The 16,534-nt window shown below is 65.0% G+C and carries 16 protein-coding genes and 1 pseudogene; 11 read left to right on the top strand and 6 right to left on the bottom strand.

The window, feature by feature from the left end:
- Window positions 1-51 precede the first annotated feature (51 nt).
- From ACVJ19_RS17560 to ACVJ19_RS17590, 7 genes are read left to right on the top strand one after another with little or no spacing between them, the layout of a single operon-like run.
- A complete protein-coding gene (locus ACVJ19_RS17560) occupies window positions 52-930 on the top strand; it encodes an ABC transporter permease (protein ID WP_453950294.1) in 879 nt (292 codons plus the stop codon).
- Window positions 927-1,832 carry an ABC transporter permease gene (locus ACVJ19_RS17565; RefSeq protein WP_453950295.1) on the top strand — a complete coding sequence of 302 codons (906 nt, stop codon included), beginning with the start codon at window positions 927-929 and terminating at the stop codon, window positions 1,830-1,832. The genes ACVJ19_RS17560 and ACVJ19_RS17565 overlap by 4 nt, the downstream gene beginning before the upstream one ends.
- Window positions 1,833-1,839: 7 nt before the next feature.
- Window positions 1,840-2,946: an ABC transporter ATP-binding protein gene (locus tag ACVJ19_RS17570; protein ID WP_453950296.1), complete on the top strand. Its 1,107-nt coding sequence runs from the start codon at window positions 1,840-1,842 to the stop codon at window positions 2,944-2,946.
- Between the two features lie 21 nt (window positions 2,947-2,967).
- A complete protein-coding gene (locus tag ACVJ19_RS17575; protein ID WP_453950297.1) occupies window positions 2,968-3,459 on the top strand; it encodes a (2Fe-2S)-binding protein in 492 nt (163 codons plus the stop codon).
- A gap of 2 nt (window positions 3,460-3,461) precedes the next feature.
- A complete protein-coding gene (locus ACVJ19_RS17580; protein ID WP_453950298.1) occupies window positions 3,462-5,849 on the top strand; it encodes a xanthine dehydrogenase family protein molybdopterin-binding subunit in 2,388 nt (795 codons plus the stop codon).
- An 11-nt stretch (window positions 5,850-5,860) separates the two neighbouring features.
- Window positions 5,861-6,658: an FAD binding domain-containing protein gene (locus ACVJ19_RS17585; protein ID WP_453950299.1), complete on the top strand. Its 798-nt coding sequence runs from the start codon at window positions 5,861-5,863 to the stop codon at window positions 6,656-6,658.
- A 15-nt stretch (window positions 6,659-6,673) separates the two neighbouring features.
- The gene (locus ACVJ19_RS17590; RefSeq protein ID WP_453950300.1) at window positions 6,674-8,170 is read left to right on the top strand and encodes an amidase; all 1,497 of its coding nucleotides are present in this window, start codon (window positions 6,674-6,676) and stop codon (window positions 8,168-8,170) included.
- A 41-nt stretch (window positions 8,171-8,211) separates the two neighbouring features.
- Here the strand turns inward: ACVJ19_RS17590 and ACVJ19_RS17595 are convergent, their stop codons facing one another.
- Together ACVJ19_RS17595 and ACVJ19_RS17600 are read right to left on the bottom strand one after the other, a co-directional pair.
- Window positions 8,212-8,508, bottom strand: a complete 297-nt coding sequence (locus ACVJ19_RS17595) for a hypothetical protein (protein ID WP_453950301.1) — start codon at window positions 8,506-8,508, stop codon at window positions 8,212-8,214.
- Between the two features lie 188 nt (window positions 8,509-8,696).
- Entirely contained in the window at window positions 8,697-9,596 is a 900-nt protein-coding gene (locus tag ACVJ19_RS17600) for a LysR substrate-binding domain-containing protein (protein ID WP_453950302.1), read from the bottom strand.
- 189 nt (window positions 9,597-9,785) lie between these two features.
- Here ACVJ19_RS17600 and ACVJ19_RS17605 point away from each other — a divergent pair, with 189 nt between their 5' ends.
- Together ACVJ19_RS17605 and ACVJ19_RS17610 are read left to right on the top strand one after the other, a co-directional pair.
- Window positions 9,786-10,577, top strand: coding sequence for a fumarylacetoacetate hydrolase family protein (locus ACVJ19_RS17605; protein ID WP_453950303.1), 792 nt, complete (start codon window positions 9,786-9,788; stop codon window positions 10,575-10,577).
- 310 nt (window positions 10,578-10,887) lie between these two features.
- The gene (locus ACVJ19_RS17610) at window positions 10,888-11,298 is read left to right on the top strand and encodes a hypothetical protein (protein ID WP_453950304.1); all 411 of its coding nucleotides are present in this window, start codon (window positions 10,888-10,890) and stop codon (window positions 11,296-11,298) included.
- Between the two features lie 63 nt (window positions 11,299-11,361).
- Here ACVJ19_RS17610 and ACVJ19_RS17615 read toward each other — a convergent pair whose 3' ends face one another.
- The 4 genes and pseudogenes from ACVJ19_RS17615 to ACVJ19_RS17630 form a co-directional block, all read right to left on the bottom strand.
- Complete coding sequence (locus tag ACVJ19_RS17615) at window positions 11,362-12,105, bottom strand: IclR family transcriptional regulator (RefSeq protein ID WP_453950305.1); 744 nt, start codon at window positions 12,103-12,105, stop codon at window positions 11,362-11,364.
- Window positions 12,106-12,125: 20 nt separating this feature from the next.
- Window positions 12,126-12,977, bottom strand: a complete 852-nt coding sequence (locus tag ACVJ19_RS17620; RefSeq protein ID WP_453950306.1) for an HpcH/HpaI aldolase/citrate lyase family protein — start codon at window positions 12,975-12,977, stop codon at window positions 12,126-12,128.
- Window positions 12,977-13,444: pseudogene (locus ACVJ19_RS17625) on the bottom strand (MaoC family dehydratase); the annotation flags it as partial. The gene ACVJ19_RS17620 and the pseudogene ACVJ19_RS17625, both read right to left, overlap by 1 nt.
- Window positions 13,445-13,473: 29 nt before the next feature.
- Window positions 13,474-14,676 carry a CaiB/BaiF CoA transferase family protein gene (locus tag ACVJ19_RS17630; RefSeq protein WP_456739406.1) on the bottom strand — a complete coding sequence of 401 codons (1,203 nt, stop codon included), beginning with the start codon at window positions 14,674-14,676 and terminating at the stop codon, window positions 13,474-13,476.
- A gap of 228 nt (window positions 14,677-14,904) precedes the next feature.
- Here ACVJ19_RS17630 and ACVJ19_RS17635 point away from each other — a divergent pair, with 228 nt between their 5' ends.
- Complete coding sequence (locus ACVJ19_RS17635) at window positions 14,905-15,930, top strand: TRAP transporter substrate-binding protein (RefSeq protein ID WP_453950307.1); 1,026 nt, start codon at window positions 14,905-14,907, stop codon at window positions 15,928-15,930.
- A 39-nt stretch (window positions 15,931-15,969) separates the two neighbouring features.
- Entirely contained in the window at window positions 15,970-16,524 is a 555-nt protein-coding gene (locus ACVJ19_RS17640; RefSeq protein WP_453950308.1) for a TRAP transporter small permease, read from the top strand.
- The last annotated feature ends 10 nt before the right edge of the window (window positions 16,525-16,534 follow it).

Consider the following 16,534-nt stretch of genomic DNA (forward strand, 5'->3'; position numbering starts at 1 on the left):
CGGCGCGGCGACGCGTCGGCGGATGAGATCGACGTCGAGGCGTTCGCTGACATGCAGCCGAGTTCAACTCCATCGCGATCCAATCTGGCCGGCTGGCTCTACGTCTCGCCGCTGGTCCTGGTGCTCGTGCCGTTCTTCGTGGCGCCGATCCTGGTGGTGCTGGCGGCGAGCTTCTTTGCCACCGACGGCTTTGGCGGGCTGACGCCGGGCTTCACGCTGGCGAGCTATGTCGAGGTGCTGCACTCGGCACTGACGCTCAAGCTTTATCTGGCGACAATCAAGTTCACCGTGCTGACCTGGGTCTTCACCCTGATCATCGGTTTCTTCGTCGCCTACTTCCTGGTGTTCCACGTCCGCAACCAGCTGCTCGCGATCGGCCTGTTCCTGTTGTGCACGGTGCCGTTCTGGACCTCGAACATCATCCGGATGATTTCCTGGATTCCGCTGCTCGGCAAGGAAGGCCTGATCAACCAGGCACTGCTCGCAACCGGCGTGATCCGCCAGCCGCTGGAGGTGCTGCTGTTCTCTGATCTCGCGGTCGTCATCGCCTATGTCCACCAACTCACGATCTTCATGATCGTGCCGATCTTCAATTCGATGGCGCGGATCGACAAGAAGCTGATCGAAGCCGCGATCGACGCCGGCGCCAGCCGCTTCGACATCATGCGCCTGATCGTGGTGCCGATGTCCAAGAGCGGCATCGCGCTCGGCACCATCTTCGTCGTCTCGATCGTGATGGGCGATTTCTTCGTGGTCAAGGTGATGTCCGGCGGCGGCTCGGCCTCGGTGGTCAGCGCGTTCTACGAGGACGTCGGCGTGCTGCAATATCCGACCGCGGCCGCGAGCGCCGTGCTGCTGACGCTGGTGCTGGTCGCGATCGTCTCGCTGATCCTGCGCACCGTCGATATCAGGCAGGAGATCACGCGATGAGCGCGGTGTTGGCCGATATGCCCAAAACTGACATGTCCAAGTCGGTCGCACCTGCGACAACCAAGGCGATCGCGCCGAGCAAGGGCGGCAGGCCCTGGACCTTCTACGTGCTGGCGGTGCTGTTCACATTCTATGTGCTCGCGCTCTACGGCCCGATGTTCTGCATCTACATCCTGTCGTTCCAGGACATCCGCGGCGGGCTGGTGTTCCCGATGAAGGGCCAGTCGCTGCACTGGTTCGTCGATCTCTTCACCCAGGTGCGCACCGGCGACGTCAAGGGCTCGTTCGACCGCTCGATCAAGCTCGCCGTCATCGTCACCATCATCACGGTGGTGGTGTCGTTCCTCGCCGGCCTCGGCTTCCGCAGGCGGTTTCGTGGCGACACCGTCGTGTTCTACATGATGATCGGCAGCCTGGTCGCGCCCGGCCTCGTGCTCGGCCTCGGCACGGGCCTGTTGTTTCAGGCGCTCGGGCTGAATGCGAGCTGGTACACCTCGGCGCTCGGCGCGCAGCTGTCCTGGACGCTGCCGTTCGGCGTGCTCGTGATGTTCGCGGTGATGTCGCGCTTCAACCATGTCTGGGAGGAGGCGGCCTATGATCTCGGCGCCAGCCGCTGGCAGTCGATCCGGCTGGTGATGATCCCGGTGCTGGCGCCGGGCCTCGTCGCGGTCGCGCTGTTCGGCTTCACGCTGTCCTATGACGAGTTCGCGCGCAGCCTGCAGACCGCGGGCTCGCTGAACACGCTGCCGCTGGAAATCTGGAGCATGACGCTGAACGTCACCTCGCCCTCGCTCTACGCGCTCGGCACGGTGACCACCATCGTCTCCTTCATCGTCATCGGTGCCAGCCTCGGCACCATCGTGCTGATCCAGAAGAAGCGCGGCAGCGGGTCCAAAGGTTGAGCTGGGAATGAAGAACGATCGCGGCGATATCGAACTGGCAGGCGTCTGCAAGAGCTTTGACGGCGCGACCTACGTCGTCGACGGCGTCAATCTCAAGATCGCCGACGGCGCCTATTGCTGCTTCATCGGCCCCTCCGGCTGCGGCAAGACCACGATCCTGCGCATGATCGCCGGTCATGAGGATCCGACCGCCGGCGAGATCGTGATCGGCGGCCAGAATGTCGTCGGACTCGCGCCGGTGCAGCGCCGCACCGCGATGATGTTCCAGTCCTATGCGCTGTTCCCGCATCTCACCGTGCGCGAGAACATCGCCTTTGCCCTGCGCGTGCGCGGGATGTCCAAGGCGGATCGTTTGCGTGCGGCCGACGCGATGATCGAGAAGGTGCGGTTGACGAGCTTCGCTGACCGCCTGCCGGCGCAGCTCTCCGGCGGCCAGCAGCAGCGCGTGGCGCTGGCGCGTGCGGCGATCACCGAGCCGCGCGTGCTGCTGCTCGACGAGCCGCTGTCCGCGCTCGACGAGCAGCTCCGCGTCCAGATGCGCCAGGAGCTCAGGCGGATGCAGCAGGAGCTCGGCATCACCTTCATCCACGTCACCCACACCCAGCTCGAAGCGATCGCGCTTGCCGACCTCGTCGTGGTGATGGAGCAGGGCAGGATCAAGCAGGCGGGACCGGCACGCGACGTCTATGCCCATCCGCACGACCGCTATGTCGCGGAGTTCATGGGTGGTCAGAACGTGCTCTCGGGCAGGGTGGAGAAGGTCAACGGAGCGAGCTTCACCCTCGCGCAGGCCGCCCCCTCTGGCATTGAGGTGCCGCTGCAGGCCCGCCCGACCGTCAGCGTCGGCGACAAGGTCGATATCGCCGTGCGCCGCGACGATGTTGCGCTGGTCCGGCCGGGCAGGGAACTGCCGCCCGGCTGCACCACGTCGCTGCCGAGCCGCGTGCTCGCGATCGAATACCAGGGCTATTTCGTCAAGGTCATGCTCGACACCGTCCCGGACGACGAGTTCGTCGCCTACGTGCCGGAAAAGACCTTCTTCGCAGATCCCTTCACCGTCGGCGATGTCGTGATGGCCACATGGGCCATCGGCAGCGCGCTTCCACTCGCCTGAAGACCCGTCGCGCACAGGAGTATGACCGTGCAGATATCCTTCACACTCAACGGACGGCCAACCACTGTCGACGTCGAGCCCGCAACGCTCGTCGCCGAGCTCCTGCGCGAGCAGCTCAATCTCACCGGCACGCATATCGGCTGCGATACCAGCCAATGCGGTGCCTGCGTGGTGCATCTGGACGGTCTTCCCGTGAAGAGCTGCACATTGCTGGCGCCCGCGCTCGATGGCGCGAGCCTGCTCACCATCGAAGGTCTGCAAGGGGCGCCGGGCTCGAACCGGATGCATCCGATGCAGGAAGCCTTTCGCGAGCATCACGGCCTGCAATGCGGCTTCTGCACGCCGGGCATGCTGATGACGGCTGTCGCGCTGGCCAGCGAGAAGCCGGACCTGACCGAGGCCGATGTCCGCCACGGCCTCGAAGGCAACATCTGCCGCTGCACCGGCTACCAGAACATCGTCGTCTCGGTGATATCAGGCGCTGCCGCCATGAACGCCGCCAAGGGAGAATGATCATGGGCAATGTGATCGGCATCGGCGCTGCACCGAAGCGGAAAGAGGACCAGCGATTCCTCACCGGTCGTGGCAATTACGTCTCCGATATCAAGCGTCCCGGCATGACAGCCGGTGTTTTCGTGCGCTCGCCGCATGGGCATGCAGTCCTGCGCGGCATCGACAAGAGCGCGGCATTGGCATCGCCCGGCGTCATCGCGGTCCTGACCGGCGACGATGTCGCCGACGATGGACTGGGCTCGCTGCCCTGCGGTTGGGGCATCACCGACGCCAAGGGCGTCCCGATGAAGGAGCCGCCGTTCCCGATGCTGGCGCAGGACAAGGTGCGCTTCGTCGGGGACATGGTCGCCTTCGTCATCGCGGAAACGCCGGAGCAGGCCAATGCGGGTGCCGAGCTCCTGAATGTCGACTACGAGCTGCTGCCTTCCGTGGTTGGCGTGCTCGAAGCGGTCAGGCCCGATGCGCCGCAATTGTTCGATGACGTGCCGAACAACATCTGCTGCGACTGGGAGCTCGGCGACAAGGCCGCGGTCGAAGCCGCCTTCAAGAAAGCGGCGCATGTCGCCAAGCTCAGCCTCGTCAACAACCGCCTGATCGGCAACCCCATGGAGCCGCGCGCGGCGATCGCCGAATACGAACCGGGCACGGATCGATTCACGCTGTGGACGACCAGCCAGTTCCCGCATGTCGTGCGCTTCCTGATGGGCGCGCTGGTGCTGAACATTCCCCAGCACAAGCTGCGCGTGGTCGCGCCCGATGTCGGCGGCGGCTTCGGCGTCAAGCAGTTCCACTACGGCGAGGAGGCCGTGATCACCTGGGCCGCCAAGCGCGTGAGGCGGCCGGTGAAATGGGTCGCGAGCCGCTCGGAGGGCTACGTCTCCGATCGTCACGGCCGCGACCACGTCACCGAGGCCGAGCTCGCGCTCGACGAGACCGGAAAATTCCTCGCCTTCCGCGTCAACACGCTCGCCAATATGGGCGGCTATCTCTCGACCTTCGGGCCGAACATCCCGACCAACCTCTATGGACCGCTGCTCGGCGGCGTCTACACCACGCCCGCGATCTACTGCAACGTGAAGGTGGTCTTCACCAACACCGTGCCTGTGGATGCCTATCGCGGCGCCGGCCGGCCCGAGGCGACCTTCGTGCTGGAGCGCATCGTCGATGTCGCGGCCAGCGAGATGGGCATCGACCGCGTCGAGATTCGCCGCCGCAACATGATCCCGAAGGAAGCCTATCCGTATCAGACGCCGGTGCTGGTGCAGTACGATTCCGGCGATCCCATGGGATGTCTCGACGGCGCGCTGGTGGCGGCCGACGTCAAGAATTTCGGTGTCCGCAAGGCGGCCTCGGCTAGCAAAGGAAAGTTCCGCGGGCTCGGCTACTCCACCTATGTCGAGGCCTGCGGCCTTGCACCATCGCGCTTCGCCGGACGGCTCGGGGCGCGCGGCGGTCTCTACGAGAGCGCCACGGTGCGCGTGCATCCGACCGGCCAGGTGACGGTCATGATCGGCACCCACAATCACGGCCAGGGCCACGAGACGACCTTCGCGCAGATCGTCTCGGACAAGCTCGGGGTCGCCTTCGAGAATGTCGACATCGTGTTCGGTGATACCGACCGCGTGCAGTTCGGCATGGGCACCTATGGCTCGCGCTCGCTGGTCGTCGGCGGCGCCGCGCTGTCGAAGGCGACCGACAAGGTGATCGTCAAGGGCAAGAAGATCGCCGCGCATCTGCTCGAAGCGTCCGAGGCCGACATCCAGTTCGAAGCCGGCAAGTTTTCCGTCGCCGGAACGGACCGCATCAAGACCTTCGAGGAGATCGCGGGTGCCGCCTATGTGCCGCACAATTATCCGCTCGAAGTGCTGGAGCCGGGGCTGGAGGAGCAGGCCTATTACGACCCCGTCAACTTCACCTATCCCGGCGGCTGCCACATCGCCGAGGTCGAGGTCGATCCGGAGACCGGCACCGTGACGCTGGTCAATTACACCGCAGTCGACGACGTCGGCACGGTCATCAACCCCATGATCGTCGAGGGCCAGTTGCATGGCGGCATCGTGCAGGGCGTCGGCCAGGCGCTGTTCGAGAACGCGGTCTATGACGAAGGATCGGGCCAGCTGCTGTCGGGCTCGCTGATGGATTACTGCATGCCGCGCGCCGATCATCTGCCGATGATGAAGGTCGCGACCCATTCGACGCTGTGCACGCATACGCCGATGGGCGTGAAGGGCTGTGGCGAGGTCGGCACCATTGGCTCGCCCGCCGCCGTCATCAACGCGGTGGTCGACGCGCTGTCGCATCTCGGCGTCACCCATGTCGACATGCCGGCGACGCCGAACCGGATCTGGCGCCTGCTGCAGAACGCGTCGCTGCCCGTCGCGGCGGAATAGGGAGGACCACAATGAAACCGTTTGCCTATCACCAGCCCGACCAGATTCCCGATGCGGCGAAGCTCCTGACCTCGATTGCGGACAGCAAGCTCGTTGCCGGCGGCATGACGCTGATCCCGACGCTGAAGCAGCGGCTGGCCAATCCGCCTGCGCTGGTCGATCTGTCGAAGCTCGGAAGCCTCAAGGGCATCGCAGATGACGGAGCCACCATCACCATCGGCGCGATGACGCCGCATGCGGTGGTGGCGGCCTCAAAACTGGTGCAGACAAAAATCCCGGGGCTTGCCGCGCTGGCCTCGATGATCGGCGATCCCGCCGTGCGCAGCCGCGGCACCATCGGCGGCTCGGTCGCCAACAACGATCCGGCGGCTGACTATCCCGCCGGCGTGCTCGGCCTCGGCGCGACCGTCATCACCAGCACGCGTGAGATCGCGGCCGACAAGTTCTTTCTCGGGCTGTTCGAGACGGCGCTTCAACCGGGCGAGATCATCACCGCGATCCGCTTCCCGGTGCCGCTCAAGGCGGGCTACGCAAAGTTCAAGGCGCCGGCCTCACGCTACGCGCTGGTCGGCGTGTTCGTCGCGAAATTCGCCGACGGTGTGCGCGTCGCCGTGACCGGTGCGGGACCGGGTGTCTTCCGCGTGCCGCCGATGGAAGCGGCGCTGTCGGGCAATTTCGATCCCTCCGCGATCGCGGCGATCAGGATCGACAATGACGGTCTCACCTCCGACATCCACGCCGAAGCCGATTACCGCGCGCATCTCGTCACGGTGATGGCCAAGCGCGCCGTCGACGCGGCGCTCAGCTAATTCTTAGGGTTGATGATGACTGATGGTTCCGGCCGAACGGCCTTCCCGCCGGCGCCGACTGGCCTTGGCGCGCTCTCTGTTACCGAGATCATGGCCGGCTACCGGCGCAAGGCGTTCACCCCGCGCGATGTCGTCGACGACACCATCGCCGCGCTTCAGGCGACGAACGAGGCCTGCAACGCGGTGGTGACACCGATGTACGAGCAGGCGAGGGCGGAGGCTGATCGTCTCACGAAGGAGATGCGTGCGGGCGAGGCCACGGGGCCGCTTGCCGGCGTGCCCGTCACGATCAAGGATCTCGTCTTCGTCGCTGGCGTGCCGGCCTATGCCGGCTCGCCGATGAACAAGGCGTTCGTGCCCGACGTCGATGCCGCCGTGGTCTCGGCGCTGAAGGCATCCGGTGCGATCATCACCTGCAAGACCACCACCTGCGAGTCCGGCTACAAGCTGACGGCGGACAGCCCGGTCACGGGCACGACGCGGAATCCCTGGAATCCCGGCCGCACCAGCGGCGGCTCGAGCGGCGGCGCGGCAGCCGGTGTCGCCGCCGGCTGCGGCCCGATCGCGATCGGCACCGACGGCGTCGGCTCGATCCGCGTGCCCTCGTCCTTCTGCGGCGTGTTCGGCCTCAAGCCGACCTTCGGCCTCGTGCCGCGCTCGCCCGGCTTCTCGCCGCCGTCATGGGCCTCGCTCGCCCATACCGGGCCGATCACGCGTACCGTCGCAGACGCCGCGCTGACGCTGGAGATCATCGCGGGTTACGATCTGCGCGATCCCGCCAGCCTGCCGGTGTCGCCGCGACGGTTCGACACCAACGCTGCTTCGTTGAACGGCCTTCGCATCGGCGCCAGCGTCGATCTCGGCTATGCCGCCGTCAGCCCCGATGTGCGCGCCGCGTTCAACAAGGCGTTGGCCATTCTCGACTCCTGCGGTGCACAGGTCACCATGGATGGTCCGGGCCTCGACCCCGGCATCTTGGAGCACACGCTGAAACCGATCGCGTTCACAGAACAGGCGGCGGCAGTAGCGACAAAGACCACGGCCGATCTCGAAACTTCGGAGGCCGACTATCGCGACGTCGTCAGCGCCGGCCGCCACTACAGCGGCACGGATTATGTCGAAGCCGGTTATCGCCGCGGCCAGGCGCGCAATGCGTTCCTGAAATTGTTCGAGCGTGTCGATGCGCTGGTGACGCCGACGGTCGCGGTCACCGCGTTCGAGGCCGGGCAGATCGGCGTCGGCAAGATCGACGGCCGCGAGGTGGACCCGCATCTCGGCTGGTCGCCCTTCACCTGGCCGATCAACCTCGCGGGCCTTCCGGCGGCAACGCTGCCCTGCGGGTTCGACCGCGACGGCATGCCGATCGGCCTGCAGATCGTCGCGCCCTGGCTCGACGAGCCCACGATCTTCCGCATTGCCGCTGCGTTCGAGCAGGCGCAGCCCTGGGCGAAGTTCTGGCCGCAACTGGCGTTGCGCGAGCAGGGCCCTGGCGCTCGTCAGGGCGTGAAATGACGGTGCTTGCGCAGGTAGCTGACGAGGAACCTTGCGAGCATCTACGCAGCAGACTCTATATTCACCAAGACTTCTCCGGCGATGATTTCGGGATCCCCAAGATCAAGGTCATGCAAGCTTGCTTGAATGAACCCCAGCACCTTGGCGTTCGCCGCAATCGCGCTTTCGCGGTCCTCAAATATCATCACGGCGACACCAACGCCTCCGCCCCCGTCCAACACATAATATGACTTGAAGCCGGGCGACTCCCTGAGGATCTGACCGACGCCGCTCTTGGCGCGGCGGGCAGCATCCGCGACCGAACGAACCTTGGTGTACTTTCGAATGAGTATGAACATCAGGCTACCCTTGCGTCTCGGTTCCTGCCACACGCATCAAAGCATACCGGGCCGCTGCTGGACTAGGGCGTACCTATGAAATGGATCAAAAACGGAGATGAAAGCAGGCGCCGATGTCCGACCGCGTGACCGGGTGGATGCAGTTGGGGGCGTCTTCGGGGTATTTTTGACCACCTCTGCTATACACGTCAGGATAGCTCAATCGGCGCGTCGCGACCGCTGAGTTCTTCGTCGAGGCGCAGGTAGTGCGCGAGATAGTCGTGCAGGGCGGTCGCCGCCTTCGAGGTCGCGCCGCTGGACTTGTAGAGCAAGAGCTCGATCTTCGGCAGCGGCGGCAGGCCTTCGTTCGAGCCGATCTCGCGCATCGCCGGCACCAGCGCACTGCGGCCGAGCACGGTGACCGCCATGCCGGCGAACGCCGCCGCCTGGAGGCCACCGACGCTTTCGCTGACGCAGGCGATGCGCCAGCGCAGGTTCGCGCGCTCCAGTGTGTCGATGGCGTAGTCGCGATAGATGTTGCCGGGAGGCAGAAGTGCCAGCGGGATCGGGCGTTCCTGGTGCGCGGCGGATTGCTCGCCGGTCATCCAGACGAGTTGCTCCCGGCGAACCACCTGGCCGCCGGTGAAATCGTTCATGCGGGTGACGAGCGCGATGTCGACATCGCCGCGCTTGACGAGGCCGACCAGCGGTGTCGACAGCGCGCAGTTGAGCTCGACCTGCACGCGCGGAAAGGACTTTCGGAACACGCTGAGGATCGATGGCAGCATGAAGGCCGCATAGAGGTCGGGCGTGCCGAGCACGACCTGGCCTTCGATCTCCTGTGACGCCAGTTGCGAGATCAGCTCGTCATGCAACCTCAGGATGGATTTTGCGTAGGTCAGGACCGTGGTGCCGTCGTCGGTCAACGTCAGCCGGCGGCCGCCATGCTCGAACAGCTGCTTGCCGGTCAGCTCCTCCAGCCGCTGCAATTGCAGCGTGATCGCCGGCTGGGTGCGGCCCAGCCGTCGTGCGGTCTCGGTGATGCTGCCGGTCTCCACCACCGAGATTAGCGACCGGAGCATGCGGATGTCGAGGCTGATGAGGTTCATGCGGCGTCCATGTCGCCCAGAATTTATGCAAGTTCCATGCTAACCGATTTTATTGGTCGCTGAGGAGGGGCGCGCCCACAAGGCGATGCTAGATCGCGCCGCCCAGCGTTGCTGGCATACTGAATATCGGTTATCAGCCAGATCGGCGCGCAAGAACGCCGCCCAACGAAGCCATGAGGGAGCAAAAACATGAAAAGGACCACGCGCCGGGATCTGCTCGCGACTGCCGCGGCCGTCACCGCAGCTTCCATCGCAGAAGCAACGCCGGCGGCAGCGCAGGCCGCACCGAAGCCGATCTTCGCGGTGCCGATGGTCGCGATTCCGATTGTCGGCGAGACCCAGGTGTTCCAGGTCCGCCGCATCTACTGCATCGGGCGCAACTACGCCGCGCATGCGATCGAGCGCGGCTCGGATCCGAACCGCGAGCCGCCGTTCTTCTTCCAGAAGCCGACGGACGCGATCCAGAACGTCGCGATCGGCGAGGTCGCCGACCATCCCTATCCGTCGCTGACCAAGAACTACCACCACGAGGTCGAACTGGTGGCCGCGCTGAAATCCGGCGGCACCAATATCCCCGTCGATAAGGCGCTCGACCATGTCTATGGCTACGCGCTCGGCCTCGACATGACCCGGCGCGATCTCCAGAACGGCATGGCCGCGGAGAAGAAGCCCTGGGAGATCGGCAAAAGCTTCGACCACGCCGCGGTCATTGGCCCGATCCACCCGGTCGGCAAGACGGGCCATTTCGAGAAGGGCGCCATTTCGCTCGCGATCAACGGCACGGTGAAGCAGAGCTCGGATCTCAGCAAGATGATCTGGAGCGTCGCCGAGCAGATCGCAAAGCTCTCGGAAGCGTTCGAGCTGAAGGCCGGCGACATCATCTATTCCGGCACGCCGGAGAATGTCGGCCCGGTAGTGAAGGGTGACGTGCTCCTGTGCAAGCTCGAGGGCTTGCCGGACATGTCGATCAAGATCGTCTGACCTTCGCCTCTCCCCGCCTGCGGGGAGAGGCCGGATTGCATCGCAGATGCAATCCGGGTGAGGGGGACTCTCCGCGAGTCCAGCTCTCACCGTCATTGCGGATGCAGCCCCTCACCCCAACCCTCTCCCCGTAAGAACGGCGCGAGGGAGCGCACCGTCGCGGTCGCGCCGTAGTTGCGCTGATCGGCCCCGCCGGGGCTTTGCCCTTGAATTGCCGGAGTTCCATCGGCGATTGCCCCGTGTTGGGCAACGGACAAACGTCCTGTGGCCATATTTGAGTAAGAGTGATCTCTCCGAGGGAGGCGCTCCGATGAAGAAAGCTCTGATCACTGCCGTCGTTCTGCTGCTAGGCATGCCTGCGGCCGCTGCCGCACAGGAACGTGCTGGTGCTGCGGCAATCGGAGCCGTGTCAGGCGCCGTGGTGCTGGGGCCGATCGGTGCCGTCGCCGGCGCGGTGGTCGGTTATACCGCCGGACCGGCAATCGCCCGGTCATGGGGCGCGAGAGATTCGCGCTCGGCACGACATCGGCAGCCACCGCGTCGCGAGGCTTATCGCGCAGCCGGCGCTCCGCCGCGCACGCGCCAGGCGATGAATGCCAACGGTCAGATGAGAGCCGCCAGCAATCCGCCGGTTCAGGCCGCTCCTGCTGCGCAGCCCGTTCAAGCGGCTCCTGCTGCGCCCGCGGAGACCACGTCGCCGCCCGTTCAGGGATTCGATTAAGGCTAGGCCCGCCTTCACCTCTCCCCGCTTGCGGGGGTCGCAGTCTTACTCAATTCAAAAAATCTAAGCCGCAGAGGTCTTCGGCCGCAGCCGGTCGACCGTCCGCGCGATCAGCGCGGCCACCTCCGGCACCTTCGGGCCGATGCGAAACTCCGGGCCGGCAACGACGACGGAGAGACGACGGTCGCCGACAGGCAGCGGGATCGCCGCGCCGGCGAGGTCGCGGCTGTAATCGCCAAAACTCTGGCAATAGCCACGCGCGATCGAGTTGCGCAGCTCGGTCTCGACCGCCTCGATGCTGATCGGCGTCGACGGGCCATACTGCTTGAACTCGATCTTGCGATAGACGGAGTCGCGCTCCTCCTGCGGATACTGCAGCAGCAGCGCGCGGCCGCTCGCGGTGGCGTGGATCGGCACGCGGTGGCCGATGGTCGCGAAATAGCGGATCGCCGCCTTGGACTCGACGACGTCGATGAACACCGCCATCACGCCGGCCGGCGCCACGATGGATGCGGTTTCGCCGGTCTCGGCGGAGAGATCGGAGATCAGCTGATGTGTCCAGGGCGGCAGCGGCTCGACCTCCGAGATCATCCGCGCCATCGCCAGCCACCGCGGCGTCGGATAGAATCCGGCGCGCGGCCGCGGCTCATAGAGATAGCCCTTCTCCGACAGCGTCGCGAGCAGGTTGAAGGTCGACGAGCGCGGCCAGCCGAAATGATCGGCGATCTCGGCAAGCGTCGCTGGCTTCTTCACTTGCGCGAAGAATTCCATGATCTCCAGAACATTTGCAGCTTGGCGAACGATCATGGCGAAGCCTGCGTTCCGATCTAGGGCTGGCCGAGGATCTTCTTCGCGGCGCGAAGATGCGGCTTGTCGATCATCTGGCCGTCGAGCCGCAGCGTGCCGGAATTGGGATTGCTCGCGAATGCCGCGATCACCCTTTCCGCCCAGCTGCGCTCGGCGTCCGTCGGCTCGAACGCCGCATTGACGACGTCGACATGCTTGGGGTGAATCAGTGCCTTCGCCGAAAAGCCGTCGCGCCGCGCCGCGCGCGTCTCCTGCTCGAGGCCCGCGAGGTTGTCGATGTCGGTATAGACGGTGTCGATCGGCGCGACCTCGGCCGCGGCCGCGGCCATCAGGCAGAGATCGCGCGCGAGGCGATAGGGGCTGTGGAACACGCCGGCCGACGCTTTCTCGGTGGCGCCGAGCGAGGCAGAGAGATCCTCCGCGCCCCACATCAGGCCGGCGAGGCGAGGCGAGCAGCCCTTGTAGCTGCCGAGGCCGAAGATCGAGCTTGCCGTCTCCGTCGCCACGCAGACGATGCGGGTCGTGCCGACCGCGATGCCGGCCGCAGCTTCCAAGGCTTCGAGCCAGGTCGCGACCTGGCGCACGTCGTCGCCGCCTTGCGATTTCGGCAGCACGATGCCGTCGGGCCTGCCCGGCATCACCGCGGCGAGATCGGCCAGCGTCATGCCGGTGTCGAGCGCGTTGACGCGGACATAGAGCTGGTGCGGGCCCGGACGGCTCTTCAGCATCGCCAGCGTCAGTCCGCGTGCCTCCGCCTTCTTATCGGTGACGACGGAGTCCTCGAGGTCGATGATCAGCGCGTCGGCCTTGCCTTCGCTCGCCCTCTCGAATTTGCGCGGGGAATCGCCCGGCACGAACAGCATCGAACGCATCAGACCGGCCTCTTGTGCATCATCGCCATGCGGCGGCATTTTCCGACGATCTCGTCGTTCTGGTTCAGGGCGTGGTGCTCGAACTCGACGATGCCCGCCCGCGGGCGCGATTTGGATTCCCTCAACGAAAGCACCTTCGTCGTCGCCCGCAAGGTGTCGCCATGGAAGACCGGTTTCGGAAAGGTCACGTCGGTCATGCCGAGATTGGCGACGGTTGTCCCCAAGGTCGTATCATAGACCGTCATCCCGATCATGATGCCGAGGGTGTAAAGGCTGTTGAAAATGCGCTGGCCGAACTCGGTCTTTTCGGAGAAATGCGCGTCGATATGCAGCGGCTGCGGGTTGAGCGTCAGCAGGCTGAACATGGTGTTGTCCATCTCCGTGACGGTTCGGGTCAGCGGATGCCGGAACTCCTGGCCCACGGAAAAGTCTTCGAAATAAAGTCCGGCCATCGCGGTTTCCTCCCTGTGTCAGCGATTTTGGCCAGCGCCTGCGCTTAAGGCGGCGCTGCCAGGTGAACTGCCTTTTGCTCTGCGAGCCGCGCGATCTCTTCGGCCGAGAAGCCGGCCTCGTGCAAAATGTCGCGGCCATGCTGGCCGAGGGTCGGTGCGGGGCCGGCGGCCTCCGGCTGGGTTACGCTCCAGGTCGAGGGCACGCGCATCTGGCGGATGCGGCCTTCCACGGGGTGATCCACGGTCCTGAAGAAGTCGACGGCCTTGAGATGCGGGTCGTCCAAAATCGTCTCCAGCGTGTGCATCGGCATCACTGGAATGTCGGCGCGCTCCAGCAGCTCGCGCCAGTCCGCGGTGGCGCGGGTTGCGAAGATGTGGCCGATCTCCTCGTAGATCTCGTCGATATGCTTGGTACGCGCGGCGTGATTGGCAAAGCGCGGCTGATCGAGGAAATGCGGCTGCCCGATCGCCTCGAAAAAGCTGCGCCAGTGCTTGTCGTTGTAGATGAGAACGCAGAGATAGCCGTCGCTGGTCTTGTAGGGCCTTCGATAGCGCGATAGCAGGCGGGCGTAGCCGCCATGGTCGAGCGGTGGATCATAGGTCAGTCCACCCAGATGATCGACCAGCACGAACTCCGCCATGGATTCGAACATCGGCACGTCGATGCGCTGTCCCTCACCGCTGCGCTGCTGGTGCATGAGCCCGCCTAGAATCGCATTCACCATCATCAGGCCGACGATGCGGTCCGCGATGGTGACGGGAACGTAGCGCGGCGCGCCGTCGCCGGCGGCCGCGAGCAGCGTCGGAATGGTCGCCGCACCCTGGATCAGGTCGTCGTATGCGGGTTTTGCCGCGTAAGGACCTGACTGACCGTAACCGAAGGCGCCGACATAGACGAGCGCGGGATTGATCGCACGAAGGGTCTCGTAGTCGAGGCCGAGCCGCGCCATCGCCTGCGGGCGGACATTGTACACGAGCGCGTTGGCGCGCCTGGCCAGCCGCAGCAGCGTGTCGCGGCCTTCCTTCTTCTTGAGATCGAGCACGATGCTGCGCTTGCCGCGATTGGCATTGTGGAACATCCCGCCCATGCCGGGCGTGCGGCCGGGACCGATCTGGCGAACGATGTCGCCCTCGGGACTTTCGACCTTGATGACATCGGCACCCATGTCCGCCAGCACCTGGGTGCCGTAGGGGCCCATCAGCACCGAGGTCAGGTCGAGAAGGGTGAAGCCGGCGAGCGGTCCCATGGGCCCTCGTGAGATGAATTCATATCCGTGGAGTTAGAGTTCATAAAAGTTGGGCGTCAATTCGACGCCGCCGGCCCGACGCGCATGGCGCCATGCAGAATTCATATACTTGACAGATAAATTCACATATATGTACATTTTCCTCAAGCAAGAATTGGAGTGAGGACCGGGCGGTGCTGCAGCGTCTCGCTGCCGCCTTCCGCTTGGCGACGCGTCAGGGAGAACAAGATGAAGAAGAGTCTGGTCTGGGCCGCCGCGGCGTTCGCACTCTCGCTGCCGGTCTCGACAATGTCGGCGCAGGCGCTCGAGCTGAAGGTCGCCGATAGCTTCCCCGCCGGTCATTATCTCGTCCGCCTGATGCTGAAGCCCTGGATGGACGACGTCACCAAGCGCACCAACGGCGCGGTGACGTTCACCTATTATCCGAACCAGCAGATCGGCAAGGCGGCCGACATGCTGCGTCTGACGCAGTCGGGCGTGGTCGACATCGGCTACATCGGACCGTCCTATGTCTCCGACAAGATGCCGCTGTCGGAAGTCGCGCAATTGCCGGGCGCGTTCGCAACCAGCTGCCAGGGCACGCTCGCCTACTGGAAGACCGCGCGCGAAGGCATCTTGGCCAAGCAGGAATACGCGCCGAACAAGATCAAGCTGCTGATGGCCGTAGTGCTGCCGCCCTACCAGGTGTGGACCGTCAAGTCGAAGGTCGAAACGACCAAGGATATTCAGGGCCTGAAGCTGCGCACCACGGGCGGCGCGCAGGACCTTACGCTGCGTGCGCTCAGCGCCGTGCCGGTGCGCATGGCTGCGCCCGATGCTTATGAATCGCTGTCGCGCGGCACCATGGACGGCCTGCTGTTCCCGCTCGACAGCGTCGTGTCCTACGGCCTCGACAAGCTGGTGAAACACGCCACCGAAGGCGTCAGCTTCGGCAGCTTCATCGTCGCCTATTCCATCAACCAGTCGGTCTGGGACAAGCTGCCCGACGACGTGAAGAAGGCGATGAACGAGGCCTCGGAGGCGATCACGCCAAGAGCCTGCGCCGACGTCGACAAGGAGGGCGAAGTCACCAAGAAGCAGATGCAGGACGAAGGCGTCAGCTTTGACCCGCTGCCGGAGGCGACGCGCGCCGAGATCAAGGACAAGCTCAAGAGCGTCGGCAAGGAGTGGGCGAGCGGGCTCGACAGCCGCGGCAAGCAGGCATCCGCCGCGTTGAAGGAGTTCGAAGACTTGCTCGCCACCGGCGGCAAGTAAAGCGTCAAGTCATCCGGCAGAGAGAAGGAGGTGCCAGAGGTGATCAAGCGGGCAGGAGATGTGCTCGGCGTGCTGGAGCGCGCGCTGACGGTGATCGCGGTGGTGTTCCTGTTCGTGATCATGCTGCTGGTGGTGACCGACGTGTTCATGCGCTACGCGTTGAATCGTCCGTTTGCCTTCACCTACGATCTGATCGGGCTCTACCTGCTGGCCGGCGTGTTCTTCTTCACGCTGTCGGACGGCCTGCGTGAGCACGCGCATGTCGGCGTCGACATCCTGCTGTCGCGCTTCTCGCCGGCGGGACGGCGGCTGTCCGAAATCATCACCGCGCTCGCCGGCCTGTTCGTGTTCGTCCTGATCTGCAAGGTCGGGTTCGAGCGCGCGCTGGAGAACTACGAGCAGCACGACGTGCTGGCCGGTGCGATTGCCTGGCCGACCTGGATCTCGGCGGCGCTGGTGCCGTTCGGTTGCGGCGTGCTGGTGCTGCGATTGGCGCTTCAGCTCGTCGGCAATGTGCTGAGCCTCCTCAGCGGGCGCGATCTCTATCCGCTGCCGCCGGTCACCGGCGTCGGTGAAGCACGCAGCTTCGAGTAACGGGCGACAT

The organism is Bradyrhizobium sp. USDA 376, from assembly GCF_054063675.1.